This is a genomic window from Bacteroides sp. AF39-11AC (assembly GCF_003474285.1).
In the GTDB taxonomy this organism is placed as follows: domain Bacteria; phylum Bacteroidota; class Bacteroidia; order Bacteroidales; family Bacteroidaceae; genus Bacteroides.
The window spans coordinates 41,737-64,486 of record NZ_QROH01000010.1 but is presented as its reverse complement, the minus strand read 5'-3'; the positions used below and the strand labels follow the sequence as shown (position 1 = coordinate 64,486).

At 40.8% G+C, this 22,750-nt stretch carries 20 protein-coding genes and 1 tRNA gene; 7 read left to right on the top strand and 14 right to left on the bottom strand.

Annotated elements, in window-relative coordinates; translation table 11 throughout:
• Window positions 1-42 precede the first annotated feature (42 nt).
• The gene (locus DW036_RS21020; RefSeq protein WP_118466045.1) at window positions 43-399 is read left to right on the top strand and encodes a hypothetical protein; all 357 of its coding nucleotides are present in this window, start codon (window positions 43-45) and stop codon (window positions 397-399) included.
• Between the two features lie 354 nt (window positions 400-753).
• Here the strand turns inward: DW036_RS21020 and DW036_RS21015 are convergent, their stop codons facing one another.
• Window positions 754-4,458, bottom strand: a complete 3,705-nt coding sequence (locus DW036_RS21015; protein ID WP_118466044.1) for a hypothetical protein — start codon at window positions 4,456-4,458, stop codon at window positions 754-756.
• Between the two features lie 663 nt (window positions 4,459-5,121).
• On the opposite strand from DW036_RS21015, the gene DW036_RS21010 reads away from it, so the two are divergent.
• From DW036_RS21010 to DW036_RS20985, 6 genes are all read left to right on the top strand, one after another.
• Window positions 5,122-5,337: a helix-turn-helix transcriptional regulator gene (locus DW036_RS21010; RefSeq protein WP_008767280.1), complete on the top strand. Its 216-nt coding sequence runs from the start codon at window positions 5,122-5,124 to the stop codon at window positions 5,335-5,337.
• A complete protein-coding gene (locus DW036_RS21005) occupies window positions 5,334-6,947 on the top strand; it encodes an RNA-binding domain-containing protein (RefSeq protein ID WP_118466043.1) in 1,614 nt (537 codons plus the stop codon). The genes DW036_RS21010 and DW036_RS21005 overlap by 4 nt, the downstream gene beginning before the upstream one ends.
• Window positions 6,948-7,051: 104 nt before the next feature.
• A complete protein-coding gene (locus tag DW036_RS21000) occupies window positions 7,052-7,681 on the top strand; it encodes a GIY-YIG nuclease family protein (RefSeq protein ID WP_118363594.1) in 630 nt (209 codons plus the stop codon).
• Window positions 7,682-7,780: 99 nt separating this feature from the next.
• Window positions 7,781-8,845 (top strand): DUF1848 domain-containing protein, encoded by a 1,065-nt coding sequence (locus DW036_RS20995; protein ID WP_118466042.1) that lies wholly within the window; start codon window positions 7,781-7,783, stop codon window positions 8,843-8,845.
• 2 nt (window positions 8,846-8,847) lie between these two features.
• Window positions 8,848-11,496, top strand: coding sequence for an AAA family ATPase (locus DW036_RS20990; RefSeq protein ID WP_118466041.1), 2,649 nt, complete (start codon window positions 8,848-8,850; stop codon window positions 11,494-11,496).
• The gene (locus DW036_RS20985) at window positions 11,493-11,798 is read left to right on the top strand and encodes a TerB family tellurite resistance protein (RefSeq protein ID WP_118363597.1); all 306 of its coding nucleotides are present in this window, start codon (window positions 11,493-11,495) and stop codon (window positions 11,796-11,798) included. The genes DW036_RS20990 and DW036_RS20985 overlap by 4 nt, the downstream gene beginning before the upstream one ends.
• Before the next feature lie 94 nt (window positions 11,799-11,892).
• Here the strand turns inward: DW036_RS20985 and DW036_RS20980 are convergent, their stop codons facing one another.
• The 13 genes from DW036_RS20980 to DW036_RS20920 form a co-directional block, all read right to left on the bottom strand.
• Entirely contained in the window at window positions 11,893-12,435 is a 543-nt protein-coding gene (locus DW036_RS20980; protein ID WP_118466040.1) for a hypothetical protein, read from the bottom strand.
• 25 nt (window positions 12,436-12,460) lie between these two features.
• Window positions 12,461-13,672 carry a relaxase/mobilization nuclease domain-containing protein gene (locus DW036_RS20975; protein WP_118466039.1) on the bottom strand — a complete coding sequence of 404 codons (1,212 nt, stop codon included), beginning with the start codon at window positions 13,670-13,672 and terminating at the stop codon, window positions 12,461-12,463.
• A 15-nt stretch (window positions 13,673-13,687) separates the two neighbouring features.
• Entirely contained in the window at window positions 13,688-14,086 is a 399-nt protein-coding gene (locus DW036_RS20970; RefSeq protein ID WP_118466038.1) for a hypothetical protein, read from the bottom strand.
• A 174-nt stretch (window positions 14,087-14,260) separates the two neighbouring features.
• The gene (locus tag DW036_RS20965) at window positions 14,261-14,947 is read right to left on the bottom strand and encodes a winged helix-turn-helix transcriptional regulator (protein ID WP_118466037.1); all 687 of its coding nucleotides are present in this window, start codon (window positions 14,945-14,947) and stop codon (window positions 14,261-14,263) included.
• 51 nt (window positions 14,948-14,998) lie between these two features.
• Window positions 14,999-15,352: a hypothetical protein gene (locus DW036_RS20960; protein ID WP_118466036.1), complete on the bottom strand. Its 354-nt coding sequence runs from the start codon at window positions 15,350-15,352 to the stop codon at window positions 14,999-15,001.
• Window positions 15,353-15,484: 132 nt separating this feature from the next.
• Window positions 15,485-16,870, bottom strand: coding sequence for a virulence-associated E family protein (locus tag DW036_RS20955; protein ID WP_118466035.1), 1,386 nt, complete (start codon window positions 16,868-16,870; stop codon window positions 15,485-15,487).
• A 4-nt stretch (window positions 16,871-16,874) separates the two neighbouring features.
• A complete protein-coding gene (locus DW036_RS20950) occupies window positions 16,875-17,192 on the bottom strand; it encodes a DUF3853 family protein (protein WP_118466034.1) in 318 nt (105 codons plus the stop codon).
• 178 nt (window positions 17,193-17,370) lie between these two features.
• Entirely contained in the window at window positions 17,371-18,615 is a 1,245-nt protein-coding gene (locus tag DW036_RS20945; protein ID WP_118466147.1) for a DUF6043 family protein, read from the bottom strand.
• 12 nt (window positions 18,616-18,627) lie between these two features.
• Complete coding sequence (locus DW036_RS20940) at window positions 18,628-20,121, bottom strand: phage integrase SAM-like domain-containing protein (protein WP_187374652.1); 1,494 nt, start codon at window positions 20,119-20,121, stop codon at window positions 18,628-18,630.
• A 611-nt stretch (window positions 20,122-20,732) separates the two neighbouring features.
• Window positions 20,733-20,806 (bottom strand) — tRNA-Ile (locus DW036_RS20935).
• Between the two features lie 94 nt (window positions 20,807-20,900).
• Window positions 20,901-21,212, bottom strand: coding sequence for a DUF4491 family protein (locus tag DW036_RS20930; RefSeq protein ID WP_118466033.1), 312 nt, complete (start codon window positions 21,210-21,212; stop codon window positions 20,901-20,903).
• 10 nt (window positions 21,213-21,222) lie between these two features.
• A complete protein-coding gene (locus DW036_RS20925; protein WP_007211685.1) occupies window positions 21,223-21,687 on the bottom strand; it encodes an Lrp/AsnC family transcriptional regulator in 465 nt (154 codons plus the stop codon).
• 192 nt (window positions 21,688-21,879) lie between these two features.
• Window positions 21,880-22,746: an FKBP-type peptidyl-prolyl cis-trans isomerase gene (locus DW036_RS20920; protein WP_007661689.1), complete on the bottom strand. Its 867-nt coding sequence runs from the start codon at window positions 22,744-22,746 to the stop codon at window positions 21,880-21,882.
• Window positions 22,747-22,750 lie beyond the last annotated feature (4 nt).

Genomic DNA, 22,750 nt, shown 5'->3' with positions numbered 1-22,750 from the left:
CATCTTTTTGCGTCTAATAGATAAATAAAAAACAGAAGAGCTATGAAAGTAAATTTATCTATGGATGATATCCGTACAAAAGTAGAAGAGTATATAAAGAAAGCAGGCCGTGCTACAGGTCGTCCTGTGCTTACAGCCTATTATGTAATGACTGCTGATACGACTCCCGATAGTGAGCGCACCAATATAATGCTTGCTTTGGTAGCCATCGTCTTCCCTACCAGTATAGAGGATATTCTGGGACAACTCTTTATGGTAGGTAAAGGTTTTGCTGCTGTCTATGCTTATAAAAAGGTAAAGAAATATATCACTCCCCAAATAAAGGATAAGGTAGAGGCAAAATTGGATGAGTGGTTCCATGATAATGTGACGGAGGTGGAAACGCTGTATCTGGAATAAGGGGGATCAGATTCATAATCTGAAGGTCATATCTTCCACATAAAGAAAAAGGCTGTATTCCCTTAGGAATCAGCCTTTTTCTTCGTGGACCAGCCTGGGCTTGAACCAGGGACCTCCAGATTATGAGAACGATAAGATGATATTCTGTGATAACTTATTTGGTTTATCTTGATTGTATATCAGGAAGTTGTAAAATTGCTATCCACTATGAAACTCACTAAATATCCCTAACTGAAATAGTTTGTTTACGCATTGTTTACGCAGAATTTGAGAGATTGCATATTGTCGTTGAACCCATTAAGCATACAGTACTATTACTTTTATTAATAGTCAATGTAAATATCGCCTCATATTTTAATACCCAATTTTTGCCAATTCAGCTTGATTGTCCATACGATGTGCATCATATTCATGATCTCGGCTCAATGAGTCGAAGATTGATGCGACATCTGGGTACGTGTAGCGTGTCTTATCTGCATATTTCTTGTATTTCTCACTTCGTGTCCTTTCAATTCGTCCTCCATCGTAGGGCAGACGTGAGGTCATACTACGATTGTTAAAGAACTGGCATCGAAAAGAATTTAGGATTGATTTGTCACGACCATGTTCACTATATTTTGTCAATAGTTTACAGAGAACATCCTGTGGGTAGTCTTCCCTGTCAGGAATGTTGCCTAACAATTGACCAAACACTATCTTTGCAGCACGAAAATACTTCTCTCTTTTTGCAAGAGACATAAATTCATCGGCATATTTCATCAAAGCATCTTCATCTAATGTCCCGTTTTTTGTCAATCCAGGGCAACTTTTTACATGGCCTTTGATAAAACGCAGTGAAAGCAACCCGATGTTTCTCTCTGAATCAGAATAAGTCTTATCGTCAAAATCTTCATCTCCACGGTATGCAAATGATATTAGTTCTAACAAACTTTTTGGCTCTGTGTAAATAGAATGATACAGGAGACAATCAGAATCCAGATGGAAAATTTCGCTAAGTAAAAGTTCTAAACTAACTATTTGTTCATCTTTGACATTTGGATTTTTATCAAGATATTCCAGTATTTCTTCTGCATCATGCTTGTACTGCTCCAATTCTGGTGTTTTAATATTGTTCAACCATCCTTGTAAGGCATTAAAGGCTGGTGCAACAGGAATGTCCTTCCCACCATAACTAACATGACGTAGCAAAGATAATACATCGCCATACCTACCCACTTTAAGCAGTTGTTCTACCATTATGTTCAGCGTATCGTCAGAATAGCACCAAACAGATACGGTCTTCCAATAATTTTCCTTAGCTTCTTCTGGTAGAGTTTCGACAAATCTGGTTAATTCTTCATTTGTTCCGATGCTAATAAGAATATCATTCCGATTATTGTATTTCCTCACCACTTTCCAATAGCGTTCCTTGTTTGTGTTGAATAAAGAGACAAAGAATCCTGCTAAAAGTTGATTGTCAAAACCTTCGTTTATAACAAAATCAACCATCGGGTATGTGGTCTTGAATTTTGCAAATGCAAGACCTGTTTGATATTTGTCTTCAGATTTCTCGGCAATCTTTCTTAAACCATCGAATCCTATCTGCTTGTACAGTTCTTTCACGGCAGTTACTCTGAAATTCAACTGTTTTTCTGTCCACTTACATATATCATCCTCTCTCCGATGCAGTTCATGTACAGGCAAGAAAATCTTGAATTTCCACAAGTTAGCCTCAATAATATCATCTGGCAATATGGCTTCTAAGAGATTTTTTAGCCAGTTCATCTCATCATCACTTATACACCAATCTGAATCACGGGCTTCTTCAAAATGATATATTTTTTCTCTTATTTTGTCACAGAACTTATTTTTACCTTTCAGAAAATCTATATTTGAAGAAATCGCATCTTGGACTTCTTTCCTAAGATGAGTAGGCAAGTCAGGAGCAGTCGCTGTTTCCAACATGCATTCAATAGCATCATTGCTATAATCGCAATTTTTTATCAACATTCTCACTGTAGCTGTTAATGCTGTCAAAAACTCATCCATTGTCACGGCTTTAACGTCTTCTCCGAAATATCTCCACCGCATTATACGGCCATTAATGCTTTGTGATTGACGACTATAGTTCACTAAACATCTACAAAGTCTGAAAACAAATGGTCTAAACTCCTCTGCCATGGATTCAAGTACCATAAAACATTGCTCTATGGTTGCTTTTGTTTTAGGCATCCAGAGACAATATATTTTGCACAACGACTCAAAAGGATTTCCAACATACCCTTCTTTCTTCCCTAAAGACGAGAGTTCAAACAGGATTCGGCTAATTCTGGAAAGATTCTCTGCAGGCCAGGCCAAGTCTTCCAATGCAGATAAAACATATCCATAGTGCGAACTATTACCCCACAAGGAGGTATGCTCAAAATTGATTCGGAACATCTCACGGATGATAGAATTATCGCTCATCACATCATCTTCAATTTTCTGAATAAAAACCTGAGGCGAAGCTTCTGCCAAGAGAGATATCAGATTATGTTTGCAATAGCCAAACCACCATTCTAAAGTGTTTATATTTAATATTGCTCTAACCTTTTCGTCAACCCACGGAATCAGTTGAGCATTTTTGTCACCTCGAAGAGCCAATAACACCAATGTCAAGAGTAACCCTTCTTTAGCATAATAGCTATACTTCGTATTATGTTTTTGCCAGAATAAGGAATCAGTCGTGGCTGCCTTTTTGTCATCAAGGTCAATATCATTTGCTACTTTGTCAATAATGGCAGAGAGTCTATCCAAGTATTGGGGTGTGATAAAATCTATTGCATAATTTATAGCGTCAAATGGAGATATAACATACCATAGACTATCAATAAGTCCAAAAGGACTATCGTTGCCTTTAGCAAATGTCTGAATAAGATTTTCGAATTGGCAATATTCCATCCCTGAAAGCTCCTCAATTAGTTTTTTGTCTCCTTCCAGATTATTCAGCCAACGCCCCATCAGAAGAGCCGGGAGTAATCGGCTGATATTTTTAGGCTTCGCCCAATCAGGGTTGTTGCGTTCAAAACCAAGTTTCCTTCTCAAGATAGCTGTGCTTCGCCCTGTATCAGAACAAAGCTGCCTTGCTTGCGTTTCATTAAATCCGCTTTTTTTTAAAGCATTAATAAAATCGTCAGGCTCTGGTGTTCGTAGAACGATAGACACTCCACTTCTGCTTCTTGCAGATGGATGTGTAACATACACCAAGCAATTCTCGTTTGGATTAATGTTTTTATCATCTCCACTAGAGATAATAACCATATTGGAACATTGTGAAGCCAATAAGCCTGTGGTTTCATTGTCTTTTGCAATAACCACTCTGTTTTTAAGATTGTCATCTCCGCATTGTAATATAGCAGCCACGACAAATGCGAGCGATTCCTCTACAGAATGGGAACAAACATCTATTGCTATATGATTTTCTGTTTTCTCCAGAAGTTCTTTGACAGATTCCTCGCGTCCTCCAACGGCAACACTATAGCAAAGTTGCTGTCCTTTATCGTTGGTTGACCATTGACGCCAATACGATTCTATACTCTGAATTTTCTCTCTGTGGGAGATGTTAAGTTTTTCTGCCACCCATAAAGCGACAGAAGGATAATAAGATAGCCAATCCTCTAATTCTACGGCTGTTATCACCTTAACCCTTTTCCACTTATTCAGTTTATTTTTGTCTGCTTCCCAAGATGGCGCTTTGGGCCATTCGCGAGGAGTGATGAAAACGAAGGTACATTCTCCTTTCTCAAATTCTAATGGGCCATTCGTACGTTTTGTATAATCGTCATTAGCTTTTGTTGCCACTTTCTCATTCGTCCCCATCTCGATAAGACATGTACCAGCTGGCAGATAAGTGTCATTGTCTTCAGAAACAACAATGCCATCCCATCCGGCAGAATGAGTGCTTTCTTCAGTCGGTATGTACACCTTTGAAAGATGCGGCTTAGTTGCATGCACCAATCGGCGTATTAACTCAGGAAGCAAACCACGGATTTCCAACGTGTCTGCCCATCGTTTGAGGTCATTGGCCTTAATGAGTTTCATTCTACTTTAAAATATATCTTGCCTAAACGCTTGTTTTTTTAACGGCAGTGTTTCCTTAAGTGTGTCTGAAACTAGTTTGTTTCAGAAGTGAATATGCAAAGTTAATTCAATTTTTTATCAACTCAATCATAAATGCTAATTTTGTGTTACAGCCGGACACAGCTCTTTCATTAAAAATGCCTCTAATTTTCAATGTTTATGGGTATTAAGCGGTTAAAAGCTATTTTTAACTTACCCCAACAAGGCATTCCTTATATTTATAAAGGTTGATTTTGAAGTAAATGTAACTTATTCAAATTGTTATCAAACAATGCCAAAGTTAAATGAAAGAGCCGTAGCAGCCCGACGAGAAAACAAGTTCTACTAAGGATAAGCCGCCACCAACAAGTTGTGTCCACACAGGAAACAATGAGCCGTTAGAAACCGTCTCAACCGAGTCGATTCCACTATTTTTAGGAACGCCATTCAACTAAGAAAACCTTTACATCCCCTCCCAGTCTTGGAAAAGCGTTTTGTTGCAGATCTATTACTCACAAAGGAACAAATGCAGATTACATATTGACGATATAACCAATTATTTATAAAAAAACGCTCTTTTTTTGACGTATTTCTTCGTGAATCTCATGGCTTATTTGTATTTTTACATCGAAAAGAATGTCTTTTATGGAAAAAGAAATGATTAACAGGCTGAAGATAGTGCTTGCCGAAGAACAAAAAAGCAGTAAGTGGCTGGCAGAACAATTAGGAAAAGACCGAGCTACTGTCTCCAAATGGGTGACGAATACCATGCAGCCTGACGCAAGAAACCTCCTACGTATAGCAGAGGCTTTGAATATTGATGCAGGTAGACTGCTCAACCAAAAACATTTGAAGAAATGAAGGAAATAGATATTATTCAACAGATAAAGTCAGGTGAAGTCAGTAAGGTGCAGTTCAAAGAACGGCTCCTTGACAGCTACGACATCGGCTGCGAATTGGTGGCATTCAGCAATGCACGTGGTGGAACACTAGTCGTTGGCGTGAAGGACAAAACTGGCAGCGTCAATCCTTTGTCGTATCTGGAAGTACAGGAAACGACGAATACACTTGGTAACATCGCATCTGAGAATGTTGTTCCTGCCATCCTTGTTGATGTAGAAACTATTTCTGTGGATGACGGAAGCCTTGTTGTGGCTCATATTAAAGAAGGGGTGAATAAACCTTACCATGACAATCGTGGCATTGTGTGGGTGAAGAATGGTGCCGACAAGCGCAAAGTGTTCGATAATGCCGAGCTTGCCGAAATGATGACAGATTGCGGCAGTTTCTCGCCTGATGAAGCAGGAGTCCGTGACGCCACCATTAAGGATTTGGACGAGAATACCATCAAAACCTTCCTAAGTAACAAGTTTGAAAAAGTATTAGTGAGAAAAGGGCTGGTGGGCGATGCTTTACGCGAGGCCTCTTTAGATACTGTCTGCTCCGCTATTGCAAGTGGTCACGATGGAGAGAAGCTGTTGCGTAATCTACGTTTCATCCGACCCGATGGGAAAATCACAGTGGCTGCAATGTTATTGTTTGGAAGGTACACTCAGCGTTGGCTTCCAGTAATGACAGCAAAGTGTATTTGCTTTGTGGGCAATAGTCTTGGAGGTTCACAATTTCGTGATAAAGTGAATGATGCCGACATTGAGGGCAATCTGCTTCATCAGTTTGAGACTATTATGGATTTCTTCACCCGAAACTTGCGTCACATACAAGTAGGAAGAGAGTTTAATTCGCAAGGAGTGTTGGAGATACCCTACACCAGTCTTGTTGAGTTCATTGTAAATGCTTTAGTGCATCGCTCGCTGAATGTGACAGCCCCAATCCGCATCTTCATCTTTGATGACAGGGTGGAGATACACAGCCCTGGAACTCTCCCCAATGGACTTACTATAGATGATATCGTTGTGGGAACCTCCATGCCGCGCAATACGTTCCTTTTCACAAATGCCATTCATTTGCTTCCCTACACAGGAGCGGGTAGTGGTATGCTTCGTGCATTGTCAGAGGATATGAATGTTTCGTTCATCAACAACGATAGGACGAATGAGTTTGTGATTACTATAAATAGGCCAGTAGGTAACCAAGTCAACGAGAAAAGTAACCAAGCTAGCAATAAAAGTAACCAAGTTAATGGCAACTTAGACACCAAACTTAGACACTTGGACACCAACCCTGACACTGGACTTGGACACTCTGACACAGACTTAGACACTAACTCTGACACTCTCAATGCTTACTTAGACACCAAGCATCCTAAAATAACAAATAAGCAAAAGGACATTGTAAACTTCTGTAGTGTGCCACGCAGCAGCAAGGAAATTCTTGATAGAATAGGAGTAACGAATCATAGCAAGAATAGACAAACATATATAATGTCACTTGTAGAGGCAGGTTATCTTGAAATGACCAATCCCGAGCATCCCAATGCAAGCAATCAAAAATATAGGAGGAGTAAAAAATGAACTCACATATATTTACCAACAGAAATGGCAATACACTGATGCGCGAATTTGAAAGAGTTACAAACAAAGACAAACTGTACAATAGTCTCTAAAAACACAACGATATGGAATACGGAATAGTTTATCTTCTGACAAACCCTGTGATGCCAGGACTGGTAAAAATAGGCATGACCACACAGGAAGACATTGATAAACGGATGAAGGAACTATATACCACAGGAGTTCCCGTTCCGTTTGAGTGTAAATTTGCGTGCAAGGTCAAGAAAAGTGATTGTCTCAAAATTGAGAAAGCCCTTCATAAAGCCTTTGAACCTCAGCGCATCAATCAGAATCGTGAGTTCTTCCGTATCAACGTGGATCAGGCACAAGCCATCCTCGAACTTTTCCATCATGAAGATGTGACGGAAGAAGTGACAGATGAGATACAGAACGACCTCACTGATGAGGATAAAGCTGCCAGCACAAAAGCACAAGCAAAACGTCCACCGCTCAATTTCTACGAGATGGGATTGCAGAAAGGTGATATTCTCATCTGGAAAGATGATCCGTCAATTTCTGTCACCATTCGTTCAGAGCGCAAAGTGTGTTATCAAGGAGAAGAAACTTCTATTAGTGCACTTTCTGCTAAGCTAAAAGGCTACAAGGTCAAACATATACAGCCCACACCACACTGGCTTTTCAACGACCGTCTTCTAAGTGAAGTCTATGACGAAACGTATCCATTTGAAGAGTGAAGGCATACTATAGGCTGTTTCTAAGCCTACTCAAGAGTATAAGAAAAGGAAGCAAAACAAAAAAAGATAAAAGAGACATTCAAAAAATTCTAATGTATTATGGCAACGTGGCAATGTACAGACATTATTATTAATGGATTACCTGTAAAAGCGCAGACTCCCCTCATTATTTCTGCAAGTAGGAGTACCGACATTCCGGCATTCTATGCTGATTGGTTTTTCCATCGTTTACAGAAAGGGTATTCAGCATGGACGAATCCGTTCAATGGCGTAAAGTCGTATGTCTCGTATGAGAAAACTCGCTTCATTGTATTTTGGTCAAAGAATCCACTACCATTGTTGCCATATCTGCATATCCTCAAAGAGCGTAACATTAAGTGCTATGTTCAATATACCCTGAATGATTACGAACAGGAGAAATTAGAGAAAGTACCTTCTCTTGCTAAACGCATAGAAACATTCAAGTTACTTGTTGAGCAACTTGGTAAGGGGGCTGTTATTTGGCGGTTTGACCCCATGATGCTGACAGATGACATATCTGTGGATGACTTGCTATGGAAAGTTCAGAATATTGGTGACCAACTAAAAGATTACACAGAAAAGTTGGTATTCAGCTATGCGGATATTATTATGTACAGGAAGGTGAAACATAATCTTGAAGTAAGTGGTATATCATACCATGAGTGGGATACAGGGCAAATGGAAGAGTTTGCTGACAAGCTATCTACTATGAATCGTGAACGCAGTTGGAACTTCCAACTTGCTACTTGTGGTGAGAAGATTGACATCTCAAAATATGGCATTCAGCATAATCGCTGCATAGATGGAGACCTTATCACTCGTTTGGCTTGGGACGACGAGGAACTGATGGACTTCATGAAAGTAAAGATAGAGAAAGTTCCTGCGCCAACGCTTTTTGGCGAGTCCCAATTGCCCCAAGGAGCAATACTTCTGCCTCATAACCATTACTTCATCAGTAAGCACAAGAAAGACCAGGGGCAGCGACCATTCTGCGAATGCATGGCCTCTAAGGACATTGGTGAATACAACACTTGTCCGCATCTTTGCGAATACTGTTATGCTAACACCACAAAACAATTGGCATTGCAAAATTGGAAACAGCATCTAGAGAATAGATTTGCAGAAACAATAGCAGGAAGATAATTATGCCATACGCAGAAGATATAAAACAATGTAATAGTATTGATGACATTATTGATTATTGTCACAATGCTTTGCCCGAAGAATATAAGGGAAGACCTTGGACACATCCAGAGTTGAATCATGGCATAAATCTATTAGCAAGTGATGTGGCACTAAATTGTTATATGTCTGCATATGGAGATATGCATGTAACCAAGTGTCGTGCCGCAATGATGAATTTCCCATTTAACGATATTCAGGGAAGTATTGAGATAGTTGATTGGGGATGTGGTCAAGGCATAGGCTCTGCTACTATAATTGAAGTATTAAGACAGCGTAATTTATTTCAATGGCTACGTAAAATAACGCTTATTGAGCCTTCTCATAGTGCCATCGAACGCGCCAACGATAATATTCGAACTCTTACGCACGGCACAGTTGAAATAGATGTGAAGAATCTTTTTCTTCCAGCAAACGACATTGTTGAAGGAGAGACTCTTAATTCTATTGGATATAGATATAATAATATCATCCATGTTTTTTCTAATATCTTGGATGTAACTGCTATCGATTTGGGAATAGTTGCAAAGATGGTGGCATCTGCGCAAGGGAAACACTTTGTTCTATGTATTGGTCCCCAAAATGGTGCGGCGTATAGAATTGAGAAATTTTGTTCTGTTTTTGGAGAACAGAATTATTTCAGCCAGATAAATAGTGTACGTTATGCACGCACAAGGAGAACAGCACATCCCTATACATGCATGACAAGATGCTTTGAATACAATGGTGCAACAATTGACCTTAACAAATTAGCTTTGGTGGATGAAAGACATGAGGCAATATATAATGAATATGATTTACGTTTGCAGATACAGAATCATGTGTTATCATCTCAAAAAGCAAGAGTCGCATGGAGACTCGAAAATATTTTGTCTGTGGATGACATAATGTATATTGATGCAGCAGTAAACGAAGTGGCTGTAGATTTTATTATCGTTAGACCTAATAAGGGGGTTCTTCTACTGAACATATTCGAGGAGAACCTTAATGAGTGTACATTATCAGAAGATAAAAAGGAAATAAATGTACATGGGCAACTATATCAATCTCCTATTGACCTTATAAACCTATGTCAATTGAGCATTAAGGATGGTATAGAAGAACTTTTGATGAGTACTATTGAAGATAATCGGAATTTTAGTCTTATCAAAAAGGCGGTTGTGTTCTCAGAAAACTCTATTGACGAAATAAAAAAATTCTTTGAATATCAGAATAACGTCTTTAATTTTACCTTTATCTTCGGTAAGGAGATTATTGAAAATAGAGATATATCACAAAATTTGTATACTACCATAGGTTTCTTATACAACAACAATGCTTTTGACGATGTTGTAAGAAGGAAATTGGCTAGGATGATATCTCCATCTTGGCATTCATATCAGGAAGGACGCATTGATATGCAACCTATTGGTGCACAGAAGCGACTATCGGGAAGTAGTATAACACAACAGAAAATAAGTGGTGTCGCTGGTTCTGGAAAGACTCAAGTACTTGCCTTTAGAGCAGTAAATGCCATGAAGCGTACTGGAGGTGATGTCTTAGTGTTGACATATAACATTACATTAGCCAATTACCTGAAGTTTAGGCTTTCCGAGATTCGGGAGGATTTCTCTTGGGAAAAAATAGACGTATATCCTTATCATCAATTCTTTAGAATACGTGCTGCAGAATGTCAGTTGCATGTTGAATTTAGCTCATATCAAAACGAAGCCTTCTTTGAAAATTCCAAAGGTCATAAGAAGTATTCTGCAATCTTTGTTGACGAGGTTCAGGACTATACTACGGAATGGCTTCGCATCATCATGCAGAATTTCCTTTTGGTGCCTAATGGTGAACTGGTAGTGTTTGGGGATCCCAAACAAAATGTATATCAACGACCTTTAGATGCAAATGGTGACATCCGCTTAGGTATTATTGGAGGACAATGGAATAGACAATTAACAACCAGTCGAAGATTTACTAATCCACGTCTTGCTAATCTTGCCACTGCATTTCAAACACAATTTATGGCAAATCTACCTACCGATGATATAGTTGCGGAGAATACCATATCAAATACGTTCAATTTCCAAATTGTAACTTATATTGATCTGAGACAAAACAATTCCATTGAATCCATAATAACTAATATAATCAATATCATTTCCAATGACAATAACGAAGCAAGAGATTTTGCTGTACTTGCTTCTTCAACAAAATTGCTTCGCAATATTGACATTCTTTATCGACAAAGAACAAACGAACAAACAGAAATAACATTTATTTCAAACGAAACCCTTGAACGGTTAAAGCAAATACATCAGGTTACTGATGAAAAGGCAGCCAATTGGAAATTTAATAGGGATTTTGAAGCTCTTGAACGAACAAGAAAGCAATTGTTTACGACAGACAAACGTTGTTTGAAAATATCTACCATACAAAGTTTCAAGGGCTGGGAATCTCCTTCCGTTATAGTTATTCTAGAGAATGACATTGTTTTGCATAATACGACATTTCGCCCAATGTCGCCACAAGCGATATATACGGCGATAACTCGTGCAAGGGAAAACATGTATATAATTAACATTGGTAATGATACTTATCACAACTTCTTCTACAATCAGACATTATGAATAGTTTCACAACAATAGAAAAATACGCCATCATAAAAGTTCTTTCACACATTATGAAAGCAGATGGTATCATTCATCCAAAAGAGGAGAGATACATGGATAAAACATATAGTGATTTTTCCATAACAATCAATGATATAGAGGACATCTCCAATATTGATGATATACAAACTAAACTTATAATCAGTGGAATGACTGATGAGAATAAAATTCTAGCTAAGGTTCTATTCGTTGGGATGGCTGAAGCAGATGGAACAATACACCCTAAGGAAACAGAAATCATAAACCAATTTTTTATTTGACAGTATTTTTATTTGGTAACATGTCAATTATTGCATGAAGAAAAAGTAAAATGATTATAATAAACAACGTCATAATATAACTATGATGCTTTATTTATGTGGCATAACATACAATTACTCCCAATCCCACCGTATAAACGAACAAAAATATCAGCAAGACTTTCATCCAGAAGTCGGAAAACCAAACGCCCTCATTCCGTTTGAGGATTTTGCGCATATTGTATTCATGTTCGGTGATAAGTTTTGATTGTTCGGCACGGTGATTTGCCAATACCGAAATCCAACTTTCTACAGAATGGTCTATAAGTTGCTTAAGCTTTGCAAGTTGGTCAGGGGGGATAGTTGTTTTAAATTTCGTGTCTCGTTCTGCTTTCACAATGGCATTGCAGATGCCGTTGACAATATTGTCACAACTGCCAGCTGCCGCTTTGAGCGCACCCTCAATGTGACATTCGGCATCGATAGCTTTCTCCAAATCCTCATTGAACTTTATCAGTGTTTCTTTTGCCTCTCTGATTTCTACGAGAAGTTTATCTACTTCTGATTTTTCAGCCTCAATTTGTTGGCTCATTTCGACGTTCTCCAACATGTCATTGACATTTATAGGCGAAGTGCCCCTTGATCTTCCTATGCCCATGTTCTTAATATTTATAAAAGGTGAATTATCTGTGAAGTCCTCTCCTGCGTTTGCACATACGATTTGCCATTCTTGCGCAGCGGTGTGCCCATTCAAGTTTATCCTCGTCCTTGTCTCGTCCCCAGCCTCCTGTGTCAGAACCGCCACCGCCACTTGAAGCAGCTATGCTTGTGGCTGCATCCAAATACCCAGCAAAGAGTAATAGAGCCGTGTGTTGTATCTCTTCAATCTTAGCCAACGGATGAGCTTCCTCCAAAGAACACTCCTGCCTGATGATATTGTCAGCTGCTTCGGGTATCTCCACATGGTAGTTGTGATATTCGTCTGTCGCTATATCGTAGTGCTTTACGGCAGACTGTGGAGTCGTCCTGGGTTGTATAACAGAATCAGCGTTGGCTGTCCGTGTTTGTTGGAGAATAGAATTTGTCGGCTCCGACTTCCTTTCCTGCGGATGCAGTTTTGCCCAAGTAGCTTCTATCTTTGATGGAGTCAGATTTCGCCCGATACCCAATACGGATGACTTATAATTTGAGTTACCCCGTTTGATGGAATAACCATAAACTTTTCCCTTATCATTTTCTTGTATGTGTATTTTGTAACCCCGTTTTGTCAGTTCCATTTTGTATTGTCGCCAACTGAATTTGTCCATCGCACGAAGTATCTCCATGCAACAGTTTGAGATTTCCTGCCTGTGCCGTATGCCGATTTCTTTGGACTGTACCCATCCTCGGCTTTCGTTAATGATATTCGCAGCCATGACTGCCCTCTCACCAATCTTATGGCTATCATTTATTTTTCCATTCATATCCACACGGTTGGCATCAATGTGCAGGTGAAGAATGCCACTTTTAGAATCACGATGCAGGGCAGCTATGTATTGCGAACCTTTGAGATTGGTTTGCTTTGAGGAAGCCCGTTGGGTCTTTTCGGAAAGGTCTATGGAATCGAATACCCGGATAAACTCATCTGCCAAACGTACCCAGTCGTCCATCGTCCAGTTTCGACTCTCTTTCTCGGATGGGGAAATTTCAATTCTTATCACGTTTCTGCCAAGAGGTCTGCCCTTGTTGATTTTCTCGGCAAACATCTTCTGCACGAGCATCATCCGACCGTACATTGCTTCTGGTGAAATATCAACGGGCAACAGGTTGGCTTTGACTATATCCGCTCTGTCTTTATTGACGGAATATCTTATGGCATTTGCGCCATGCGGTATGGTACTGGCTTTTGCTATCATAACGGGTAAGGAAATTTATTCGGTAAGATAATTCTCTATCTGGCTCCAGCGGTTGATTAGTTGCGTAGCAGCTCTCATCCATTGTTCCACAAACCGGGTATCGCTGAAATACATTGCACGTTTATCCGCTTGAATGGACTTTACTGCTGCCGCAATACGGATAAGGTTGCCCCTTGCATCCGTCAGACTGCATAAGGCTTCTACCTCACGCTCGGACAATCGTTGCCGAGGGCGTTGCCCCAAGGCTGTGCGACGCACATAGTTGCTCATGGACAAACCGCAAGTTTTGGCAAGTTCTTTCGCTTGGGTGTATTCCTGCTCCGTTACTCTGGCTTCAAGTCGTAAAGTGCGCCTCGTAACTTTCTTGTTGTTTTCTTCATCAACATCTTTGTTGGTAATCTTTTTCTTCTTCATGTTGTTGTATTATGAGTAATCAATCTAAAAAGGGACAGCATGGTGAGAGCTTGCGACTGCCGGAATACGCCTATGTAGTACGGATAAGCGTAGCGGATTTGTGCGACATAGGAACTTCTTGCAAGATCCCACACAAAAACAGAGGCTCCACCGCCATATCCAATATGACTATGCCTAGCTGTCTGCCAATATATCCTCATCGGATTCTTCCTCTGCCACAGGCTGTGGAGAAACCGAAACAAGAGGGAAAGAAGAGGGTGAATGTTGTTCTCCTTCGTCTGATATAACAGGCAATTTACCTACTAAGGAAAAATCAGTATCAGAAAAAGTATCTTCTGTTATAGCTTCGACTTGCTTGTTATCTTTTGAGTTGGGTAAGTTTTCCTCCATACGGCTATCCGAATCCTCCTGCGGAGTCATTGATAAAATAGGAAAAGTATCATCGGATTGTGCGTAATCATCCTCTCCTTCTACTTGCCGGTCTTTTATTCGGACATAGAAAGGATTGTCTATTCCGTTGCCATCCAACATCCATGCCGATATACATTTCAGGGTGTGAACGCTTGTTCGGTTGCTCTGTGTGGATGCGACAATTCCCAACTGGTTCATTTTGTCAAGCACACGGGATATGGTCTTCTTGTCATAACCTAACTTGCAGGCCAAATCCACTTCCGATAGGATGGCTTGCCCCACTTGCAAGGTTGTGGAAAAACCTTTTATGGCATAGTCGGTTTCTTTCAATACTGCTGCTTCAATAAGTTGGTGCAGAATCTTCATGCGGTCAATACCGTACTTGCTTCCAGCCAGATATGCAAGTTGCTCTGACGAAAGTACGATACAATAATTCAAGTTTGATTTCATCGTCTGTTTGTTTTGAAGATGGTTTATAAATGGTGCAGCCAAAAGAGAAAGTCAGCGGTGCATACCGCAACCTCTTTCAGGCATATAATACTCCTTGTCGTATGCAATGTGGTCAAGCAAGTTTTGCAACCTATCAAGTTGATAACTATCCAATACACGAATGGCAGCAATGGTAATGTTCTGTGACGCGATACGCTGATGTTCACAATTCCGTTCTGATATACCGCCGTCTCCATCGGCATGGACACTTCGCAGGTAATTGTTCACCGCTTCGGTCTGTTCCTTACTTGGAAAGGTGGAAGGGTAAGGGTAACGGTCTTGAACATACGTAACCATGTGGCTGACCGCATTTGCCAGCAGCGAGTCACGTTCTTGTAGCTGTTTGATAAGTTCTTCTTTTCTCATATTGTGATTTATATTGTCCCGTGTCCCAAGCGTTCTTATAACTTTCTATTTTACTTACTTCCTGTTTTTGTTCTTTTTTGAGGGCAAAAGGGACAAGGGGACATTAGTTTTTTCTTTTCCCTTATTTTGAAATTAGAATGGCAATTCCTGTTCACTTAGCAGTGTCGCGCAGGACTCTTCACTTGGAGCGTCCACCCTCACCCATGGGTATTTCGTCCGTCCCGTCTTATCGCAGTAGGCTGGATGCAGCCCCTTGACCTTCTCCTGTTCGCTCCGTTTCCAATTTGGAATCATGGACATCAGGCGGTTGATGTATTGCGAAGTGTATTTGGACGAACTTCGTCTGACCAAATCATTGGGCAGTTCCTCTATAATCTGCCGGGCACAAACCATATTGAGTGAGGTCATTGTGGAATTTGGCTCTGAGTATGCTCCTTTCTGATATGCTAGTCGCGTCGGAATCATCCAACTTGCATACTGCATGGGAACCTCACGTTCCAGATACATTTCTATGTCCTCTATAATAGGGTCAACAATGATGTTGGAATGTTGCATCTGTATCTCGTTGGCCTCTACCTCCATATCGGGAGTCAAGTATAATTTCATACCTTGCTTATAATAGGTATATGCCTCTGCCCAAAATTGAGGAACGGAACGTTGCAAATCATCCAACCAATCTGACACATGACCGTTGCCTTTGACTGGGATAATCCACCATCTGCGATTTCCATTGTCTCCTTGCAGAAAGTTCATTTCATTAGTAGTCGCAGCAAAGACATTATGCCGCATGAACTCCACAACCTTGTGTCCGTAAGCCGGACGCATATAATCACTGCATCGGCTTAGAAAAGCCTTGGCAGCTTCCGCGTCATTCGCACGTTTCAAGCCGTTCAACTCACTGATTTCAATAATCCAACCGTTGGTTATGGTTTCCACTTTCTCCTTGTCACCACTGGCGAAAGAGAACGAATCGTTGAACCATCTCCCACTGATGGCTTTGAAGAAGGTACTTTTTCCAATGCCTTGCGGACCGGGCAAGGTCAGTACGTTGTCAAACTTGCAACCTGGATTGAATACTCTGGTTACAGCTGCCACAAACCATATTTTCGTTTGTTCCCTGACAAGCAGAGTGTCATCCGCTCCAAGATAATCTATGATGGTTGTGGCTATGCGAGGTTGTCCGTCCCATGTCTCTTGTGCGATGAATTCCTGTACAGGATTGAAACTCCGTTCAGAAGAAGTGGTCTTCAGTATCTCAAATACCTTATTCTGCGTCAAACGTATTCTGTATGTTCTTTCCAAGTAGTCTTGTATCTTTCCTGCTGATTCTTCATCAATTTTGTTACCATTGACATTGCGGAACAAAGGGCAGAAACACACATCGTCCTGACAGAAGGTATCGTACCTTATCTGACTAAGATTCTCATCCAGTGTGAAAATAAGCCGGAGATTACTGATGGAACGAACCGGATTCCCGTAACTGTCTGTTGCCAGATTCTTTTTCCAATTCTCTTCCATACACCTATTCTTTGATACGAATGCCACCTGCTTCCTTTACCAAAGACAGTGCGAGGTCTGCATCCACTACGATTTTTCGTCCTATCTGTGTGATAGCCTTGTCTATGATACCGCTTTTCTTAATGCGGTTGGCGGTGGGCACGCTACAACCGAATACACGGGCGATACCCTCTATGCCATAGTAGTTGCCTTTGGATGCCACTTGGGGAGTGGCCGCTCCTGTACTTTCCACGCTTTTGGTGATGAGAAAACATAGCTCCTCGCCTGTCATCATGGCGATGGGTTTTTGGAGTAGTTGGGTAAAATTGAGTTTTTTTTCCATCCTTTACTTGGTTGATGATTAAATACTTTAAACCTCGATTCAACTCTGTGAAACCGATTTCACAAGCGAAGGTAGTGTATGAAACTCTGTGGGTTGGTCGGTTTATTTATACCTTAATTTAACCGACCGTATTACAACAGTTGTTTGCAAAATAAATACGGATAGCTGGATTCCCCAACTACCCGTTACTGATAAAATAATCCGTCCATCGGTCTATTATTCGTTTTGCTTTGGTGTAACTGCTTCCTCTTTGGGGTGAGTTCAAAGTAAGTTCCTTGATTTCCCCGTATCGCTTCTGTGGTATATCGTGCCCATAATGCCGTTGGGAGAACTGTTCGATGGCACGGTGGAATGTCATGTATCTTGTGGACGCTTTTATCTTGCCAGACTTTACCAATGACTTCAACAGATAGGCAAGGCTTATATCCTCGGTATTCTCTTCAAGGAATAAACGGATACCCTGCTTGATACGTTCCTTGTCGCCCAAAAGAATATCATCCAATGATTGTATCACCTTTCTATTGCCTCGCCTGCCTTTTACTTTGCGTAAGGCGAACATCACTTCCTTCCAGATTTCCGGGGTATAGCCTTCTATGGTATCTTCCCAGTCTGCTTTGGTTTCTGTACCCATCTCTATACTTTCATTGACAAGCAGGGTAACACATGATTTTACCAAAAGCATATCGCCATGATCAACCTCTTCACTGTTCAGCAGACGATTAAGCAACTTTGTCATACGGGACAGACCATGGTCAAACACTACAAAATGATACATGCAATAAGCCAAGTCCTCTTTCTTTTCCATTACACGGTCATAGAGATTAGCCATGAACCCGCCAATGAACACCGCATAAGAGAGGAAAATAATTTGAGAGATATAGGTCAGGAACTGATAAACCATTTTCCTTTCCAGTTTGCTCAACAGATAACAACCTTTGCTGTTTCTCATAAACATATTTAATTGCCCAATCAAGTAGGACCTTAACTCCTGTGGCAGATGATTCCATATTTCAATGGGTGTTTCAGAATGCACCATCAACAGCCTTGATTTCGGAGAAGAAAGCAGTTCAACCGTACCTGTTTTCACATTGATGCCTATCCACAAACGCTTGTTGATGATACATCTGGCGATGGTCTCGGTATATTGACCAGCCCATTGTTGGTTTGCAATGTCTGACACATCCTTGCCGTTCACAAAATCAGAGAGCCAGTTATACATCATCAAGGCTTCGGGTGGAACGCAGTCACGCATCATCAGATACATATCTATCAGAACAGATATATCGCCTTTAGCCACAGCATCGATACGCTTACAAAAGTTGGCATACACTTCTTCGTTGGCTGATTTCCATGCTCGCATAGCCATATCAGCCGTTTCCTTTTTGGGGGAGTAGGATTTTATCCTTTCTATGAAGTTTATCATCAGCATTACGGATTAAGGTTGTCTGAACAGTTTGAGCAATTCTTCTGTGGACATGCTTGCCAGTTTCGCCAATAGAACATCTCTTTCGGAAGATGTCTCCAAGTTTAGCAGTTTTGAATTGTTCTGCATCTGTATATCGAGAGGATAATGCTCAATGTAGATTTGGGTAATGGCATGATCAGAAGTTGAATGCCCCATGCTTTCAGAGATATAATCCATATCCACTCCGGCATTATGCAGATTAGTAGCAAACGAGTGTCGGCACCATGTGCCGGACGGACAGATGGACTTATCCCAATTCAATGCCTCATGGCAAATCTTAATGACGCGGTCTTTCACGTTTGAGTTCTCTTGCATAGTGTATTTGCGGCGTAACTCTTCCGTTTCCGCTCCTTTTAATATATCGGGGAACACAAAACCGTCCCGAGTCGGAGGTGCAGCTATCTCATCCAAGATATATCGTAAGGGAGGGATGATAGGGACTATCACCTCTGAGCCGTCTGCACTCCGTCGGGAAGTCTTCTTCCGGTTGAAGCGGAATGCCTTGCCACCTGTCTGATAATAGTAGTTGTCGTATGTCAATCGCCCTGCATCAGCCATATTGAAACCGTTGCATAGGTATTGAGCAAGAAACAATCCCAATGAATAATGCGCACGTTGGGTATATTCTTCCGACCAATGTTCAGGATACTTCTTTGAAACAAAAAGATTATAGAGTTCCGTCATCTGATTCACGTTCAGGAAATTCTGTTTGCGCTTTGCACTCTTGGGAATGCTCACAAGCCCTTTCTCTTTTTTGTTGGAAAAAGGATAGGGAACATCTTTGAGGTAGCCTTCATGTACGCACCTATTCCATACGGCACGGCAACAACGCAAATAGATACCGGCCGTAGTGTCGCTGATTTTACCGACAATCGCACCATTTTCGTCTTTAACTCCATTGTGCATACCATCCTTCCACTTCTGAAGTTCTGCCGCACAGATGCAGAAGCCCTTGATTGCATTTTCTCCAAGAATCTTTCTGAATGATTTGAGCGAACACTCATAACTCTCTGCCGTGGTGAAACGTGCTCCTCCATCTTCTGTACGCAATTCGTGAATGACTTGCTCCCAAATACTAATAAAGGTTTGTGATTGGGTTGTGTCCTCTTTGGATAGTACCACTTCTTCACCCATGATACATTGACGTACCATCTCAAATGTCAGGATGCCGCCTTTGTTCAGGTTCATCAAGATTTCTTTGTACTTGGGGGCAATGGTATCTTTCCACTCCTTCTGAAATTTGTAGTTCTCGCTTTTACATTTCGTCGCATTGCAGATGTCCGAGAACTTTTTCTCAGTAAAAGAACTTCCAACTGTAAAGTAGAAGAACTTGCGGTCAATCGTGAAACGAAGAGATAAAGGAAACTCACACGCATTCTTTCTGCGGGTACGCGAATCCAACACGATAGAGACAGAACAGTTTCGCTCTTTGAAAAGGGGCAAAGACTTTGTCAATTTTTCCATTGCATTCATTGTTTATGTTCAACATAACCTCTGAATACAGCCGATTTGCAATGTGAGGCATACATATACAAAACGCTGCATATAACCACAGAATCCCTATCCTTTGACGGATAAAAACATTGTCGTTATATGCAGCGGTGCAATCTCGTTGTCTTCTGTCGCTGACTGGTAACCGGGCTTCTGCTAATCGGTCTCAACCCCTGAAGCAACTCTCACGTATTGTTTTGAAATAGAGTATTCTCCGACTAATACTCCCTCTACGCTTCGATTCATCGGAATGGGATAATCCTCCCACGATGGTTAGGCAAACTCACTTTTCTTTTTCAAGAAAGAGCACCATTTGGTCATGGTTCGCCATAAATGCATTGCATTTGCAAAGTTACAACATTATTCTGTAAATCAACATGCAAATGGAGTATATTTGAGTTTAATTAATCGTAAAGTGTTGTTGCACTAACAAAACTTCGGGTAAAGATATTACAGGATAGCATGAATCATCATTGAAATTCTATGTGTAAAACAGGGTCAACTCAAATAGTTTGTTTACGCATTGTTTACGCAAGGGTAAGAAAAAAGGAGTTGCGAAATTCGTAACTCCTTGATTTTGAAAGTGGACCAGCCTGGGCTTGAACCAGGGACCTCCAGATTATGAGTCTGTTGCTCTAACCAACTGAGCTACAAGTCCGGTGTTATCCTATTGGATAGCGGGCACAAAAATAGTATATTCAGTTGAAATATGCAAACCTTTCGGGTAAAATATACTGTTTGCTGCTTTGTTTTTAGAACTTATACGTACGTTTGGGGTTCTTGGGGAACCATCCTTTCTTTACGCGGTCTTCCTGTTCGAAAACTTCTTTGATCGTCCAGAACGAGGAAAAAGCAAATACACCTAAGAGGGAAGCAACCAGGATATTTTCTACACAAAGTGAAGCGGCGACGCCTCCAATGCCCAGTACAAGAAAAATCCACCAGCATTTGGTACCCCAATAGTACTCGGCCTTTACTACCACAGGATGAAACAACCCGATGATAAGAAAAGTACAAATGCCGATGAACAGTCCCGAAAGATGATATTCGTTTAAGAATTCCATAAACTATCTGTTATTTCTCCGGGCAAATGGGAATTTCCTTTTTGATGCTTTGCTCCAGTGAAATCAATGTTTCAGTAGCGGTTACGCCTGGAATTTCCTGCATTTTGTTATTCAGCAAGTCCATCAGGTGCTCATTATCACGTGCATAAACTTTCGTCAGCATTGTATAAGGACCTGTGGTGAAGTGGCATTCCACGATTTCCGGTATCTTTTCCATTTCGGCAACCACTGATTTATACATGGAACCTTTCTCCAGCTTGATACCTACATACGTGCAGGTTCTGTATCCTAGAGATTTGGGGTTCACATGATAACCGGAGCCGACAATGACGCCTAAATCAATCAAACGTTGTACACGTTGATGAATGGCAGCACGTGATACGCCACACTCAGCAGCTACATCTTTGAAAGGAATGCGGGCATTCTGAGAGATGATTTCCAGAATCTGCCGGTCAAGATTGTCTATTTTTTCCATAATATCAATTTATGTAAGTTCTTGTTTTTATCAAATAGTAAGCAAATATAGGACTTTATTTTAATTTCTCTATAAAAATGGAGGAAAAAATAGGGAAAGAGTAAAAAAGAAGCGGACGAAGCAGATGTTTTTGTTTACATCCGTTTCGTCCGCTAAGTTCATGCGGGTGAAGAAGAAATCTTCAGCCGATATTTATTTTTCGATGCCAACGAGCTCTACTTCGAATATCAGAGTAGAGAACGGTTTGATCTGACCGCCAGTTTCTCTGCCACCGTAAGCCAAGTCTTGAGGAATATAAAGTTCCCACTTAGAACCTACAGGCATCATAGTGAGGGCTTCTGTCCAACCTTTGATAACTTGGTTAGCACGGAAAGTTGCAGGCTCGTTACGTTTGTAAGAGCTGTCGAACTCAGTACCGTCAATCAAAGTACCCTTGTAGTTTACTTTCACTTTGCTGGTGTCAGCAGGAATCTCACCTGTACCTTTGGTGATGATTTTGTATTGCAGACCGCTCGGAGTAGTTACAACACCTTCTTTTCCTTTGTTGTCAGCGAGGAATTTTTCACCTTCAGCTTTGTTATCAGCATACTTAACTGCCAAAGCTTTCTCTTTGATGCTTTCCATACCTTCGCGCATGTAAGTTGTTGCAGCTTCTTTAGTCATAACGCCAGTCTTGCCTGTGATACCTGCAATGAAACCTGCCAGCATGTTTTCGCGGCTGATAGTCTGAGTAGAGTCGCTACCGAAGATTTGTTGGTTGAAACCTTCTACCCATTGTTTGCCTACCATTTGGCCGATTTGCATACCAGTCATATAAGCGAGGTCTTTTTCGCTGGTCTTAGCAGCGCCTTCGTTGAAACCTTTGATGAATTCAGCCATCTGAGTAGTATCAACACCTTGTTGCATCAGATACTGAGTTAAGCCTTCTGTACGAGCCATACCGATGGCATAAGACAATGAGTCAACTTCTGTTTTCAGATTTGCTTTCGGGCTTTGTGCAGTACAGGAAGCTAAACCTGCGCCTACTGCAAGAGCCATGATCAATGTTACTTTTTTCATTTTG

Excerpts from the sequence above, each read along its gene's own strand:
- DW036_RS21020 (WP_118466045.1), top strand. The coding sequence starts at position 43 with ATGAAAGTAAATTTATCTATGGATGATATCCGTACAAAAGTAGAAGAG.
- DW036_RS21015 (WP_118466044.1), bottom strand. The coding sequence starts at position 4,458 with ATGAAACTCATTAAGGCCAATGACCTCAAACGATGGGCAGACACGTTG.
- DW036_RS21010 (WP_008767280.1), top strand. The coding sequence starts at position 5,122 with ATGGAAAAAGAAATGATTAACAGGCTGAAGATAGTGCTTGCCGAAGAA.
- DW036_RS21005 (WP_118466043.1), top strand. The coding sequence starts at position 5,334 with ATGAAGGAAATAGATATTATTCAACAGATAAAGTCAGGTGAAGTCAGT.
- DW036_RS21000 (WP_118363594.1), top strand. The coding sequence starts at position 7,052 with ATGGAATACGGAATAGTTTATCTTCTGACAAACCCTGTGATGCCAGGA.
- DW036_RS20995 (WP_118466042.1), top strand. The coding sequence starts at position 7,781 with ATGGCAACGTGGCAATGTACAGACATTATTATTAATGGATTACCTGTA.
- DW036_RS20990 (WP_118466041.1), top strand. The coding sequence starts at position 8,848 with ATGCCATACGCAGAAGATATAAAACAATGTAATAGTATTGATGACATT.
- DW036_RS20985 (WP_118363597.1), top strand. The coding sequence starts at position 11,493 with ATGAATAGTTTCACAACAATAGAAAAATACGCCATCATAAAAGTTCTT.
- DW036_RS20980 (WP_118466040.1), bottom strand. The coding sequence starts at position 12,435 with ATGGGCATAGGAAGATCAAGGGGCACTTCGCCTATAAATGTCAATGAC.
- DW036_RS20975 (WP_118466039.1), bottom strand. The coding sequence starts at position 13,672 with ATGATAGCAAAAGCCAGTACCATACCGCATGGCGCAAATGCCATAAGA.
- DW036_RS20970 (WP_118466038.1), bottom strand. The coding sequence starts at position 14,086 with ATGAAGAAGAAAAAGATTACCAACAAAGATGTTGATGAAGAAAACAAC.
- DW036_RS20965 (WP_118466037.1), bottom strand. The coding sequence starts at position 14,947 with ATGAAATCAAACTTGAATTATTGTATCGTACTTTCGTCAGAGCAACTT.
- DW036_RS20960 (WP_118466036.1), bottom strand. The coding sequence starts at position 15,352 with ATGAGAAAAGAAGAACTTATCAAACAGCTACAAGAACGTGACTCGCTG.
- DW036_RS20955 (WP_118466035.1), bottom strand. The coding sequence starts at position 16,870 with ATGGAAGAGAATTGGAAAAAGAATCTGGCAACAGACAGTTACGGGAAT.
- DW036_RS20950 (WP_118466034.1), bottom strand. The coding sequence starts at position 17,192 with ATGGAAAAAAAACTCAATTTTACCCAACTACTCCAAAAACCCATCGCC.
- DW036_RS20945 (WP_118466147.1), bottom strand. The coding sequence starts at position 18,615 with ATGATAAACTTCATAGAAAGGATAAAATCCTACTCCCCCAAAAAGGAA.
- DW036_RS20940 (WP_187374652.1), bottom strand. The coding sequence starts at position 20,121 with ATGGAAAAATTGACAAAGTCTTTGCCCCTTTTCAAAGAGCGAAACTGT.
- DW036_RS20930 (WP_118466033.1), bottom strand. The coding sequence starts at position 21,212 with ATGGAATTCTTAAACGAATATCATCTTTCGGGACTGTTCATCGGCATT.
- DW036_RS20925 (WP_007211685.1), bottom strand. The coding sequence starts at position 21,687 with ATGGAAAAAATAGACAATCTTGACCGGCAGATTCTGGAAATCATCTCT.
- DW036_RS20920 (WP_007661689.1), bottom strand. The coding sequence starts at position 22,746 with ATGAAAAAAGTAACATTGATCATGGCTCTTGCAGTAGGCGCAGGTTTA.